Below are 12,585 nucleotides of genomic sequence, written 5' to 3' on the forward strand. Positions count from 1 at the left end.
ATGTATTCGCAACCTTTGTTCCGTACGGTCGATCTGTTCGGCTTCTACCTGCCGCCGGTGGCGCTGTGGGCGGCGGCGGCGCTCATTCCGTATCTGATCATCAGCCGCCTCGCGGATCGGGCCGGCTTCTATCGTCTGGTCTGGCATCGGCCGCTGTTCGATGCGGCCCTGTACGTCATTATCGTCGGCGCGCTGATCTTCGGATGGCCGATGCTGTCGGGAGAGATAAGTCAATGATCGGTAGCCTGCTGCGAGTGACGGTCACGCTGGTCACGGTCGCGATTGCCGCTGTCATCGGCTGGCAGCTCTGGACCTACTATACCTTGTCGCCCTGGACACGCGACGCGCGCGTTCTCGCTAATGTGGTTCAGGTGGCGCCCGATGTGTCCGGCCTCATCAGCGCGATCCATGTGAAGGACAACCAGCAGGTGGCGAAGGGCGACCTGCTGTTCGAGATCGACCCGGAGCGGTTTCAGGCCGCGCTTGAGCATGCGCAGGGCGATGTCGCGATGAAGACGGCCGCCCTTCAGCTCGCCCGCGACAACGCCACGCGCTTCAACACGTTGCGGCGGGAGAACAGCCCCGGATTCTCGGTGGAGGCGGGCCAGCAGATGAACACGCTCGCCGCCGAGGCGGAAGGCGCATTGCTGGTGGCGCAGGCCAATCTGAAGGTGGCGCAGATCAACATGCGGCGCAGCCAGGTCCACGCGCCGGTGAACGGCTATGTGACCAACCTCACCACGGTCGAGGGTGACTTCGCCAGCACCGGCGATGGCGTGCTCGCGCTGGTCGATTCCGATACCTTCTATGTCTACGGCTACTTCATGGAGACCAAGCTGCCGCTGATCCAGGAAGGGGCGCGCGCCCAGGTCGAGCTGATGGCGGGGAGCGTGGTGCTGGACGGGGTGGTGGAAGGGCTGTCGCGCGCGATCGCCAATCCCGACGATGCGCGCGGCCTGCTGGCGGACGTCAACCCGCAATTCTCGTGGATCCGGCTGGCCCAGCGCATTCCCGTGCGCGTGAAGCTGGACGCGTTGCCGCGCGGCGTGCGCCTGTCCTCCGGCATGTCCGCCACCATCATCGTGACGCCGCAGACGCCGGCACCCTGAGGGGGCGCCGGCCGTCGCGCTTCCGGCGCGGCCCGCGTGATGTCAGCCGGCGACGAGCTCGGCATCAAACGCGATCGGCACGCTCATGAGCCGGGAAACCGGGCAGCCGGCCTTGGCCCCTTGAGCGATCTTCAGGAAGGCCGCCTCGTCAATGCCGGGAACCTTGGCGGTGACCGAAAGGTGGACGCCGGTAATGGTGAATCCGGCACCGTCCTTCTCCACGGTGACGATCGACTTGGTGTCGAGGCTTTCCGCGGTGAAACCGGCGGCGGTGAGCGCGCCGCTCAGCGCCATGGCGAAGCAGCCCGCGTGAGCGCCGCCGATCAGTTCCTCGGGATTGGAGCCGGGCTCATCGCCGAAGCGGGTGAAGAACGAATAGGGGAGCTCGCTCACCTTGCCGCTCTCGGTCGTGATCGTGCCGCGGCCGTGCTTGATGTCGCCGGTCCAATGCGCGCTGCCAAAACGGTTCATTACGGTATCCTTTGTCCAGTTTGCGCCTGTGGCGAGAGAGTGAAGGGTCTTGAGGCGGCGGGCTTGCTCGATCACACGTTGATCGGGCCGCATGCCTCGCCTCGGGCCGAGGCGGCGCGCCCGCTCTCAGGGTGGATCATGGCCGAACAGATGAAGCACGCCTAGCCGGCAGCGATGCAGCATGCGAGCCGGCGTGCCGTTTCGGTGTCCGGCGTCCCAAGGTCGGCGACGATGCTCATATGGTCGGCGCCGGGCGCGACCTCCAGACTGGCGCTGAGGCCCGCGGCCGCAAGGCGGGATCTGAAGGCCCCGGCCTGGGCGTGAAAAGGGGCGGTCTCCTTTTCGCCCACCATCAGCCTCACGCGAAGGCGCGCCCTGTAATCCTTGCGCATCGGGCTGAAACCGGCGACCTCGTCGGCGCTGAGGTCGATCAGCTCTTTCAGGAACGAGTCCCGCAGAGGCGCCAGATCATAGATGCCGCTCAGCAGCAGCGCCCCGGCTATGCCCTCGGATGGCTGGCTTTCGTCGAACAGCAGCGCGCCGAGATGGGCGCCGGCGGAGTGGCCGCTGATGGTGAGACGCGCAGGGTCGCCGCCATGCGCGCCGATGTGCCGCCGCACCCAGTCGCGGGCACGGCGGACCTGGGCGACCACCGTCTCCATCCGCACGGCCGGCATGAGGTCGTAATCGACGATCACCGCGATAGCGCCGGCCCGCGTCACCGTTTCGGCGACGAAGGAGAAATCCTCCTTGGCAAACATGCGCCAATAACCGCCATGGATGAACATGTGCACCGCGCCGGTCGCGAGATGCGGCGGGGGAAAGAACAGGTCGAGCGTCTCGGCGGCTGAGGAGCCATAGGCGATGTCGGGCAGCATCGGCAGCCGCGCCCGTATCGCCGCGCTGCGCGCCGCATAGTCCGCCACATGCCGGTCGAAGTCCGGCACGTGGTCGCGGGTGCGAAATGGGTCGGTCATGGCGATGCGGCTCGCGGTGAGAGGGTGATGGACGGATGTCGCCGGGCGGAAATCCGGCGCGCCACCGGTGCCGGCCTCGCGGTCCTTTGCCCCCACGGCGAGCGGGGCGCGCGAAACCGCGGGAGACAGCGCGGTGACGTTCACGCACGGGCCTCCTGCGCTGGAAGGAGGTTCGCGGCGGCGGCATCGAGATCGCCACGATAGGCGGCATCGAGCAGGCAGGTCATCTCGGCCGGCCCGACCGGGCGCGGACTGTTCTTGAGGAGACGCTCGATGCCGAGCGCCTGTTCGCCGGTCCAGACGAGCTTGTCGGCCGGCAGGCCAAGTGCGGCCAGCGTCGGCGGGATGCCGATGGCGGCGAAGAGGCGAGCCACCTCCCCGATGGCGGCATCCGCCCGCGCCGCGCGCGATCGCCCCTCGTCGGCAAGGCCGAGTGCGCGTGCGATCTCGGCCATGTCCTCCAGCGCAGCCTCGCGATTGAACCGCATCACATAGGGCAGCATCGTCGCCACGCCGAGACCGTGTGCGGTGTGGGTCAGTGCTCCCACCGGATACTGGATGGCATGCGCGGCGGCCGTCCCTGCCGTGCCGAAGGCGCAGCCGGCGGCCAGTGCCGCCATCATCACCTCGGCACGCGCTTCCTCGTCGGTCCCCTCGCGCCAGGCGCGTTCCAGGCTGCGGCCGAGGAGGCGGATGGCGAGCAGGGCGAAATGGTCGGTCAGCGCGGTCTTGCCGATGAAGACATGCTTCTGCGCCAGCTCCGGCGACGGCGAACGCCGCCCCGCCGTGAACGCCTCGATGGCATGGGTAAGCGCATCGGCACCGGCGATGGCGGTAAGCGCCGGCGGACAGGAGATGGTGAGTTCCGGATCGCAGATCGCCGACCGGGCAATCAGGTGGGGGCTGGAAACGCCGACCTTGAGGGTTCGGTCGGGATCGGAGATCACCGCGACCGGCGTCGCCTCCGAACCGGTGCCGGCCGTGGTTGGCACGAGGATGAGCGGCAGCACCGGGCCGGGCACCTTGAACTCCCCGTAATAGTCCGGAAGGCGCCCGCCATGGCTGAGCAGCAGGGCGGCGCACTTGGCCATGTCGAGGCAGCTTCCACCGCCAATCCCGATCACGAGATCCGGCGCGAAGGGCCGCGCCGCCTCCACGCACACCGCGACGGTGTCGCGCGGCACGTCCGGCAGCACCTGGTCATAGACGCGCACGGCCAGGCCCGCCTCGCGCAGGCCGTCCAGCATGCGGGCGAAGTCGCGCGACGCGGCGAGGCGCTCGTCGGTGCACAACAGTGCGCGCGTGCCGAGGCGCGCGGCCACGGAGGGAAGGGCGTGGCGCTGGCCCTTGCCGAACAGGATTTCGGCCGGCAGCCGAATTGCTGAGAACAGTGTCACGACCTTGCCCGCCTGTAATAATGAATACCAGTTCCCTAAAGGCATCCTACAATAAATCGTATAGGATATCGTATTGAGAACATCTGAGGATCGTGCTAGCTGTCGAATACTGTCAAGGGACAAAACACGTGCGCAGCCCCAAGCCCCTCATCGCATCGTTCCATTTATCCGAGCCCGGCGCGCCCGAGCCTCCAATTCATCGCGCGGCCAGCCTTGCTGAAGAGGTCTATGAGGCGATCTTCGCCCGCCTCATGGCGCTGAAGATCGCGCCGGGGTCGCGCATTACGGTCGACAATCTGGTGCGCGAGCTGGCCGTGTCGCAGACACCGATCCGCGAGGCGCTGGGGCGGCTGGAAGGCGAGGGGCTGGTCGTCAAGACCCACCTCGTCGGCTACAGCGCGGCGCCCCAGATCACCCGTCGCCGGTTCGAGGAGCTTTACGAACTGCGCCTGCTGCTGGAACCGGAAGCGGCCCACCGGGCGGCCCAGGTGATGACGGAGGCCGCCCTTGCCGAGCTGACCGAAGCCGCCGGCGTGATGCATCGCAGCGGCGGCGCGGACGAGCGCGGGCGCTATTCGCGCTTTGCCCGGCAGGATGCGGTGTTCCACGACAAGATCGTCGCGGTCGCCGGCAATGAGCTGATCCGCGAGACGCTGGCTCACCAGCATACCCATTTCCACATCTTCCGGCTGATGTTCCACGCGCGGGTCACCGAAGAGGCGCTGGACGAGCACGAGGCGATCCTCGCCGCCTTCGCGGCCCGCGACGCCGATGCGGCCCGTAGGGTGATGCGCACGCATATCGAGCGTTCCTACGCCCGCCTTCTTCCGGCGTTCGATTCATGACCGCCCTCGGCGCCTCCCCCTCCCGGGCCGGCGGCGCGGCGCCAGCGCCGGTGCTTCGCTCAGAGCGCCTCGCCAAGGAATTCGGCGGAGTCACCGTGCTCTCCGACGCGTCGCTCGACATCCGCGCGGGAGAGATTCACGCCGTCATCGGTGAGAACGGCGCGGGAAAATCGACCTTGATGCGCCTGCTCTCCGGCTATCTGAAGCCGAGCGACGGCGGATTGCTCATGGACGGCGAGCCCGTCATCTTCGACAGGCCATCCGATGCACAGGCGGCGGGCATCGCGCTGGTGCATCAGGAGATCCTGCTCGCCGAGGCGCTGACGGTCACCGAGAACATCTTCATCGGCCGGGAGGTCACCCGCTTCGGCCGGCTCGATGAGCGCGCCATGCGCGAGGCCGCGGCGGCGCAGCTTGCCGAGATCGGCTGCAACGTCTCGCCGCGCGCCCGGGTCTGCGACCTCTCGCTCGCGAACCGGCAACTGGTGCAGATCGCCAAGGCGCTGCTCGGCACACACCGCGTGGTGATCTTCGACGAGCCGACCGCGGTGCTGACCCATGAAGAGGTCGACCCGCTGCTCGACATCATCCTGGAGCTCAAGCGGCGCGGCGTCGCCATCCTCTATATCAGCCACCGCCTCGACGAGGTGGAGCGGCTGGCGGACCGGGTCACCGTGCTGCGCGACGGGCGGATGGTTGGAACCTACGACGCCGAGGGCCTCACGCCGCACCGCATGGCGAGCCTGATGGTCGGCCGCGAATTCGCCAGCCTGTATCCCGCGCGGCTGGAACGGGAACTGGCCGAGCCCGCGCTTGAGATCGAGCACGCCGAGGTGCCCGGTTTCGTGCGCGACGTGTCGCTCACCCTGCGCAAGGGCGAAATTCTCGGCCTCGCCGGCATGATCGGCGCCGGGCGCACCGAATTGTTCGAGGGCCTGATCGGCCTGCGCGCGGCGAGCTTCGGCGCCGTGCGCCTGCACGGGCGGCCGGTTCATTTCGGCTCGCCGGCGCAGGCTGCCGCCGCAGGTCTCGGCTACCTCACCGAGGACCGCAAGGGCAAGGGATTGCTGCTCGGCGAGCGCCTCGCGCCCAACCTCACTCTGGCCGCGCTGGACCGGGTGCATCCCCTCGCCGGGCTGGACCTTGCCGGCGAGGCGCGGCAACTCGATCAGGCGGTGCGCAGCTATGACATCCGCCTGCGCAACCTCGATGCCAAGGCGGGCCAGCTGTCGGGGGGCAACCAGCAGAAGCTGCTGCTCGCCAAGGTGATGCTGAACGACCCCTCGGTGATCATCATCGATGAGCCGACCCGGGGCATCGACATCGCCAACAAGAGCCAGATTTACGCCTTCATCCAGTCACTGGTCCGGGAAGGCCGCTCCTGCGTCGTCATCTCTTCGGAAATGCAGGAACTGATCGGGTTGTGCGACCGCATCCTGGTGATGCGCTCGGGCCGGATCAATGGAGAGCTTACCGGCGGTGCCATGTCGGAAAGCAATGTCGCGCTTTACGCCACCAGCAGCGTGGCGGGTGAAAAAATACCGGAGGAACACGCACATGGCTGACGTCGCCGCCGCGCCGCCGCGCGCCTCGCAGGGCTGGTCCATCGGCTGGGGCGATGCCGGCCCCTTCCTGGCGCTGATCGCGCTGGTGGCGATCGGGTTCCTCATCAACCCCGACTTCCTGTCGGCCAACAACATCGCCAATGTCGTCACCCGCAGCGCCTTCATCGCCATCATCGCGATCGGCGCGACCTTCGTCATCTCCTCCGGCGGGCTCGACCTGTCGGTGGGATCGATGGCCGCCTTCATCACCGGGGTGATGATCCTGTTCATGAACTGGGTGGCGCCGAATGTCGGCACGGCGGCGATCCCGCTCGGCATGGCGGTGGCGCTGGTCACCGGCATCGCGTGCGGCTTGCTGAACGGCACCATCGTCACGCTCGGGCGCATCGAGCCCTTCATCGCGACGCTTGGCACCATGGGCATCTTCCGCGCGCTCATCACCTACATGACCGATGGCGGCACGGTGGCGATCGACCGCAGCCTGCGCGACGCCTATCGCCCGGTCTATTTCGGCGACGTGCTGGGCGTGCCGATCCCGATCCTCGTCTCGCTCGCCGTGGCGCTGGTCGCCGCCTATGTCCTGTACCGCACGCGCTTCGGGCGGCGCTGCGTGGCCGTGGGCGCGAACGAAGACGTCGCGCGCTATTCCGGCATCTCCGTCACCCGCGTGCGCACCATGGCCTATGTCATCCAGGGCGCCTGTGTGGCCATCGCCGCCATCTGCTACGTGCCCCGGCTCGGCGCGGCGACGCCGACCACCGGGCTGCTGTGGGAACTGCAGGTCATCACCGCCGTCGTCATCGGCGGCACCGCCCTGCGCGGCGGGCGCGGGCGCGTCTGGGGCACGGTGGCGGGCGCGGTGATCCTCGAATTCATCGCCAATCTGATGGTGCTTTCCGACTTCGTCTCCGAATACCTCGTCGCTGCGGTGCAGGGCGTCATCATCATCATCGCCATGCTGATCCAGAGGATGTCGAAGAGGTAGCGCGGAACGGAACCGGCGCGCGCGAGGCAGCCGCGACACGCCGGACACCAATCAAGACTGCCGCACCTAGTGGAGGAAACACATGCTCAGGAACGCTCTGATTGCCGCTGGGGTGACGGCATCGCTTCTCGCCGCCGGCACCGCCTCGGCCGCCGAGAAGAAGATCATCGCCGTCTCCATTCCCGCCGCCGACCATGGCTGGACCGCCGGCGTGGTCTATCACGCCAACGCCGCCGCCAAGGAGATCGCCAAGGCCTTTCCCGGCCTTGAGGTCATCGTGAAGACCTCGCCGTCCGCGAGCGCGCAGGTCAGCGCCATCGAGGATCTGTCGGCAACACGCAAGATGGACGCGCTGGTCATCCTGCCGCACTCGTCCGAGGAACTGACGACCCCGGTGAAGACGATCAAGGAGAAGGGCGCCTTCATCACCGTGGTGGATCGCGGCCTCAACGATCCCACCATCCAGGACCTCTATGTCGCCGGCGACAACATTGCTGTCGGCTTCAACACCGCCAAGTTCCTCGTCGAGCAACTCGGCGGCAAGGGCAACCTCGTGGTGCTGCGCGGTATTCCGACCGTGATCGACGACGAGCGCATCAAGGGCTTCCAGGACGGAATCAAGGGCTCGGACCTGAAGGTGCTCGATATCCAGTACGCCAACTGGAACAGCGACGAAGCCTTCAAGCTGATGCAGGACTACCTTGCCAAATACCCGCAGATCGACGCGGTATGGGCCAATGACGACGACATGCTGCTCGGCGTGCTGGAGGCGATCAAGCAGTCCGGCCGCAAGGAGATCAAGTTCGCGCTCGGCGGCAACGGCATGAAGGAAATCATCGAGAAGGTGAAGGCCGGCGACGCCATGACCCCGGTGGAGACGCCCTATCCGCCGTCCATGATCAAGACCGCGATCTATCTCACGGCCGCCCATTTTGCCGGCCACGCGCCGGTGCGCGGCTCGCTAAAGCTCGATGCGCCGCTGATCACCAAGGAAAATGCCGAGGAATACTATTTCCCCGACTCGCCGTTCTGATCCTGACAAAATGGGCCGGGCACGAGAACACGCCCGGCCTCTCACCACGAGCGGAGGTACTCCCCATGCCGGGCAAGAAAATCCTTATGCTGACGGGCGAATTCACCGAGGAATACGAGATCTTCGTGTTCCAGCAGGGAATGGAAGCCGTCGGTCACACCGTCCACGTCGTCTGCCCCGACAAGAAGGCGGGCGACAAGATCCAGACCTCGCTGCACGATTTCGAGGGTCACCAGACCTATATCGAGCGCTTCGGCCACCTCGCCGACATCAACAAGACCTTCTCCGAAGTGAGGCTGGAGGAGTATGACGCGGTCTACTGCGCCGGCGGGCGCGGGCCGGAATATATCCGCACCGACAAGCGCATCCAGGCGATGGTCCGCCACTTCCACGAGACCGGAAAGCCGATCTTCACCATCTGCCATGGAGCGCAGATTCTCATGGCAGTGGATGGGGTGCTGACCGGCAAGCGGGTGGGCGCGCTGGGAGCCTGCGAGCCGGAAGTGCGCCTGGCCGGCGGCACCTATGTCGATCTTTCGCCCACCGAGGCGCTGGTCGACGGCAACATGGTCTCCGCCAAGGGCTGGACGGCGCTGGCCGCCTTCATGCGCGAGTGCCTGAAGGTGCTGGGCACCGAGATCCGCCATTCGGGTGATGCCCCGGCCGCCGCGACCCGGGCGGCATGACGATGGTCATCCCGGACGCTCCGTCGAGCGTCCGGGATGGAGCACTGGCGATCACGCGGCCTCTTGCCGTCGCCGCGGCGGCGGGACACGCGAAATGGCCCGTCCCCGGCTCTCGGCGTGTTGTCCGTGGAATCGGCCCCCCGCCCATGACCGGCCGGCGCGCAATGTCGACAGGCGCGCCGCGCTGACGGCGAAGACCGGCGCCATCGCCCGCGTGCGCGCGCTCAACCCGTCGCGGTCGCGAGCAAGTCGGAGATTCGACTGATGGGAAACAAGTCAGACCTACTGCGCACGCCAGCAGCCGCTTCCATTGCAGGAGCGGCGGCGAACGGCGTTGACGGTTTTGTATGGAAGTGGCGCGCCCGAAAGGATTCGAACCTCTGACCCCCAGATTCGTAGTCTGGTGCTCTATCCAGCTGAGCTACGGGCGCCCGGCTTTCTCCGTGGAGGAGGAAGCTTGAGATCGCGACAGGCAGTACCTGCCGCGAGAGGCCCGTGAGCTACCTCGTTTCGCCGCGCATTGCAACAGGCTCGGCAAACATAGCGCGTCGTCCACAGCTGTTCACAAGGGCGGCGGCATTTGCGCCCGCGCACAGACTAGCGAATCTCGAAGGGAAGGTTCGCGCTTGCCGCCGCGCCGCGCCCGTCGCGCAGGTCGACGAAAATCCGATAGCGGCCGGGCGCCAGGCCCGCGATCCGCGCCCCGCGCGAATCGCTCTCGACCACGGCGCCCTCGTGAATCGCCGGCCGGCGCTCGGCATCGCCCGCCACGCCGCGATCGGTGCTCTCCGACATCACGTACCAGCGCGCGTCGATCGGGTCGCCGTCCGGGTCGTTCGCCTCCAGCACCACGGCACCGCCGGTGGCTGGCCAGGAGGCGAAAGGCGCGCTTTCCGTGTCGCGGAAGCGCAGCGCGGCGATGCGCGGGGCGTGGTTGCCGTCCGGCGTGCGTCCGCCCCACGCCTCGGCCATCGATTCGGAGGCCTCGGTCCATTCGCCGGTGGGCAGGCGCAGGCTATGCCAGCTCGGCGTGACTTCCTGCTTGTCGCCCCACAGGAACAGGATGACGCCGGGGCCGGAAGGCTCCAGCGCCGCGAGGTAGCGGCGGAGCTGGATCGCGCGCTGCGTCGAGGTCAGCTCGAACGGCGCGCCCCACGGCGTGGTGGCGGCCTGCCACTGGCCGAGCGCACCAAGCTCGGTGATCACGATCGGCCCGGTCCAGCCCTGTCCCCGGGCGCGGGCTTCGGCGGAATAGACCGCATCGCCATAGGTGTTGATGCCGAGCACGTCGATATGCGGGGCGGCGGCCTTGAGCCGGGACACCTTGTCGGTGCCGGTCTCGGCCAGTACGGCAATCGTCGGGTGAGCGGGATCGAGGCCTTTCACCATCGCCGCCACCTCCTCGATGGCCGGCCACACCGCGGACATGTCGGCAAGCTCGGACTCGACCTCATTGCCGATGCCCCACATCAGCAGGGCGGGATGGGCGCGGTAGCGCTCGACAATGGCGCGGAAGGTAGAGAGCTGGCGCTCCACGAAGGCCCGGTCGGCATAGTCCACGCCGCGCCGGGGATGCTCCACCCACAGACCGACGATCACCTTCAGGCCGGCGGCCTGCGCGGCGTCCAGCAGCGCGCCGGGGTCCCCGCCATAGGAGCGCACCGTGGTGGCGCCGAGCGCGGCGAGTTCGGGCAGCGGGCCGTCCCCGGCAGCGCCGCGCACCCGGAACGGCGCGCCGTCCAGGCGGAGTTCCGTGCCGGAGACCGTCACCTCGGCGGCCTCCAGGCCCTCCGGCGGCAGCGCGAGCAGCAGGCCGGCCAGCAGCGCGGCACGGCGCAGCACGGAAAAGTCGAAACCCGTCATGAGACGCGGCATGGCGGTCCTTTCAGCGGAGGCCGGCGGGGCCGGGCTCGGGTGAGCTCACCCCTGCGCGCGCCGGGCGCGGTGGGCGTCGAGATCGACCGGGCGGTCGGGCACGCGGATCTGGAAGGTGGCGCCCATGGTGCCGGGAACCAGCTCGATATCGCCGCCATGGGCCTTCATCAGTTCCGAGGCGATGACGAGGCCGAGCCCGGTGCCCCCGCGCCGCACCGAGCCCTGGAACGGCTCGAACAGATGGGCGCGCGCCTTTTCCGGCACGCCGGGGCCGGTATCGGCGACCTCGATCACCACGGTGGCGCCCTCGCGCCGGCCGGTGATGCGAATCTGGTCGCGGTCGGGATCGTTGGGCGCGCGGCCGGAGAGCACTTCCACCGCATTGCGGCTCAGATTGAGCAGAACGCGGAACAGCTGGTCCGGGTCGGCATCGACGCTCAAGCCCCGCTCGATCGATTCGACCCAGCCGATCGCGGCACTTTCCTCGGGGCCGAGGCCGAGCGTGTCGCGCACCTCGGCCACCAGCGGGGCGAGGGGGATCATCCTCCGCTCCGGCTCCGGCTCCTGCGCGCGGCCATAGGCCAGCGTCTGTTGGCAATAGGAGATCGCGCGGTCGAGCGCGGCTTCCAGCTTGGGCGCGAAGCGCTGCACGGCCGGGTCGCGAATATCGGCGAGCCGGTCGGAGATGAGCTGCACCGAGGCCAGCAGGTTGCGCAGGTCGTGATTGATCTTGGAGACGGCGAGGCCGAGCGCGGCGAGATGGTTCTTCTGCTGCAGCGTATCGGCGATCTGGCGCTGCATCAGGGTCAGCTCGCGCTCGGCCTGGCCGATCTCGTCGAGCCGGTCGGCAGCGCCGGGGCGGGGCGGGGCGGCGGACGGATTGTCGCGGAACGCGATCATGCGCTGGGTGAGGCGTCGCATCGGGCGCACGAACATCCAGGCGAGGCCGAGATAGACCAGCGCGCCGGTCAGCGCGGCGATGACCAGCGACACCAGCGCGATGTTGCGCGCAAAGCGCAGCATCGCCTTGCGCAGCGGGGTCTCGCTCAGCACGATTTCGATGAAGCCGTCGCCGCGCGGCGGGGTTCCGACGGCGCGGATCACCCGCCCGTCGCGCGACAGCAGCGTGTCGAACGCTTCCGTCGCGGCCTGCCAGGGCGAGACGTCGCGCACGTCGGCATGGTGGTCGACTTCCGGCGGCATGTCGGTGGAGGCGAGCAGGCGGCGGGTATTGTCGCGCTTCATCGCCACGGTGATCGCGCCGACGCTGTCCAGCAATTCGCGGGTCAGTTGCGGCGAGATCATGCCTTCGGGCGCGGCATCGAGCACGAGCGCGGCGGTGCGCGCCGCCGCCAGCCGGTCCGAGAGCCAGTTCAGCCGGAACGCGGCGATGGACGGCACGATGATCAGGATTTCCGCCAGCAGCACGAAGGCGAGGGTGAAGACCAGCAGCTTGCCGGAGAGGCCGAGATGGCGTGGAATGCGGGCCGCGGCGCCGAACGCGCATGATTCCACGGCCGGACCGTCGGGCTCGGCCGGCACGGAAGACTCCGTCGGTGGCGTTGTCGCGCGGGCGCTCACTCGGTCTCCATGGGCAGCGCGCCCTGCCGTGTCGTCGGCTGGAAGGCGCGTCCTTTGCGGC

At 68.1% G+C, this 12,585-nt stretch carries 12 protein-coding genes and 1 tRNA gene; 7 read left to right on the plus strand and 6 right to left on the minus strand.

From position 1 onward, the window contains the following. Both MKI84_RS18780 and MKI84_RS18785 read left to right on the plus strand, forming a co-directional pair. Positions 1 to 237, plus strand: coding sequence for a DUF1656 domain-containing protein (locus tag MKI84_RS18780; RefSeq protein WP_241621795.1), 237 nt, complete (start codon positions 1 to 3; stop codon positions 235 to 237). Then, positions 234 to 1,109, plus strand: coding sequence for an efflux RND transporter periplasmic adaptor subunit (locus tag MKI84_RS18785; RefSeq protein WP_241621796.1), 876 nt, complete (start codon positions 234 to 236; stop codon positions 1,107 to 1,109). The genes MKI84_RS18780 and MKI84_RS18785 overlap by 4 nt, the downstream gene beginning before the upstream one ends. A gap of 42 nt (positions 1,110 to 1,151) precedes the next feature. Here the strand turns inward: MKI84_RS18785 and MKI84_RS18790 are convergent, their stop codons facing one another. From MKI84_RS18790 to MKI84_RS18800, 3 genes are all read right to left on the minus strand, one after another. Continuing rightward, positions 1,152 to 1,580 carry an OsmC family protein gene (locus MKI84_RS18790; protein WP_241621797.1) on the minus strand — a complete coding sequence of 143 codons (429 nt, stop codon included), beginning with the start codon at positions 1,578 to 1,580 and terminating at the stop codon, positions 1,152 to 1,154. 161 nt (positions 1,581 to 1,741) lie between these two features. Next, a complete protein-coding gene (locus tag MKI84_RS18795; RefSeq protein WP_241621798.1) occupies positions 1,742 to 2,701 on the minus strand; it encodes an alpha/beta hydrolase in 960 nt (319 codons plus the stop codon). Beyond that, positions 2,698 to 3,954 (minus strand): iron-containing alcohol dehydrogenase, encoded by a 1,257-nt coding sequence (locus tag MKI84_RS18800; protein WP_241621799.1) that lies wholly within the window; start codon positions 3,952 to 3,954, stop codon positions 2,698 to 2,700. The genes MKI84_RS18795 and MKI84_RS18800 overlap by 4 nt, the downstream gene beginning before the upstream one ends. A 194-nt stretch (positions 3,955 to 4,148) precedes the next feature. Between MKI84_RS18800 and MKI84_RS18805 the strand changes: the two genes are divergently transcribed. The 5 genes from MKI84_RS18805 (at position 4,149) to MKI84_RS18825 (ending at position 9,068) form a co-directional block, all read left to right on the plus strand. Continuing rightward, positions 4,149 to 4,799 (plus strand): GntR family transcriptional regulator, encoded by a 651-nt coding sequence (locus tag MKI84_RS18805; RefSeq protein ID WP_342593652.1) that lies wholly within the window; start codon positions 4,149 to 4,151, stop codon positions 4,797 to 4,799. Then, complete coding sequence (locus tag MKI84_RS18810) at positions 4,796 to 6,364, plus strand: sugar ABC transporter ATP-binding protein (protein WP_241621800.1); 1,569 nt, start codon at positions 4,796 to 4,798, stop codon at positions 6,362 to 6,364. The genes MKI84_RS18805 and MKI84_RS18810 overlap by 4 nt, the downstream gene beginning before the upstream one ends. Further along, on the plus strand, positions 6,357 to 7,349 hold the full coding sequence (locus MKI84_RS18815) for an ABC transporter permease (protein ID WP_241621801.1): 993 nt from the start codon (positions 6,357 to 6,359) through the stop codon (positions 7,347 to 7,349). The genes MKI84_RS18810 and MKI84_RS18815 overlap by 8 nt, the downstream gene beginning before the upstream one ends. Before the next feature lie 82 nt (positions 7,350 to 7,431). Beyond that, positions 7,432 to 8,382, plus strand: coding sequence for a substrate-binding domain-containing protein (locus tag MKI84_RS18820; RefSeq protein ID WP_241621802.1), 951 nt, complete (start codon positions 7,432 to 7,434; stop codon positions 8,380 to 8,382). Positions 8,383 to 8,447: 65 nt separating this feature from the next. Beyond that, positions 8,448 to 9,068 (plus strand): DJ-1/PfpI family protein, encoded by a 621-nt coding sequence (locus tag MKI84_RS18825; protein WP_241621803.1) that lies wholly within the window; start codon positions 8,448 to 8,450, stop codon positions 9,066 to 9,068. 354 nt (positions 9,069 to 9,422) lie between these two features. Here the strand turns inward: MKI84_RS18825 and MKI84_RS18830 are convergent. The 3 genes from MKI84_RS18830 to MKI84_RS18840 all read right to left on the minus strand — a co-directional run bounded on the left by MKI84_RS18830 (position 9,423) and on the right by MKI84_RS18840 (position 12,458). Further along, positions 9,423 to 9,499 (minus strand) — tRNA-Arg (locus MKI84_RS18830). 166 nt (positions 9,500 to 9,665) lie between these two features. Then, a complete protein-coding gene (locus tag MKI84_RS18835) occupies positions 9,666 to 10,943 on the minus strand; it encodes a glycoside hydrolase 5 family protein (protein WP_241621804.1) in 1,278 nt (425 codons plus the stop codon). Between the two features lie 45 nt (positions 10,944 to 10,988). Continuing rightward, on the minus strand, positions 10,989 to 12,458 hold the full coding sequence (locus MKI84_RS18840; RefSeq protein WP_241621909.1) for a sensor histidine kinase: 1,470 nt from the start codon (positions 12,456 to 12,458) through the stop codon (positions 10,989 to 10,991). Between the last annotated feature and the right edge of the window lie 127 nt (positions 12,459 to 12,585).

Source organism: Ancylobacter gelatini (assembly GCF_022601675.1).
GTDB classification, from domain to species: Bacteria; Pseudomonadota; Alphaproteobacteria; order Rhizobiales; family Xanthobacteraceae; genus Ancylobacter; species Ancylobacter gelatini.

Coding starts and splice junctions, on each gene's coding strand:
- MKI84_RS18780 (WP_241621795.1), top strand. CDS start 1: ATGTATTCGCAACCTTTGTTCCGTACGGTCGATCTGTTCGGCTTCTAC.
- MKI84_RS18785 (WP_241621796.1), top strand. CDS start 234: ATGATCGGTAGCCTGCTGCGAGTGACGGTCACGCTGGTCACGGTCGCG.
- MKI84_RS18790 (WP_241621797.1), bottom strand. CDS start 1,580: ATGAACCGTTTTGGCAGCGCGCATTGGACCGGCGACATCAAGCACGGC.
- MKI84_RS18810 (WP_241621800.1), top strand. CDS start 4,796: ATGACCGCCCTCGGCGCCTCCCCCTCCCGGGCCGGCGGCGCGGCGCCA.
- MKI84_RS18815 (WP_241621801.1), top strand. CDS start 6,357: ATGGCTGACGTCGCCGCCGCGCCGCCGCGCGCCTCGCAGGGCTGGTCC.
- MKI84_RS18820 (WP_241621802.1), top strand. CDS start 7,432: ATGCTCAGGAACGCTCTGATTGCCGCTGGGGTGACGGCATCGCTTCTC.
- MKI84_RS18825 (WP_241621803.1), top strand. CDS start 8,448: ATGCCGGGCAAGAAAATCCTTATGCTGACGGGCGAATTCACCGAGGAA.
- MKI84_RS18835 (WP_241621804.1), bottom strand. CDS start 10,943: ATGCCGCGTCTCATGACGGGTTTCGACTTTTCCGTGCTGCGCCGTGCC.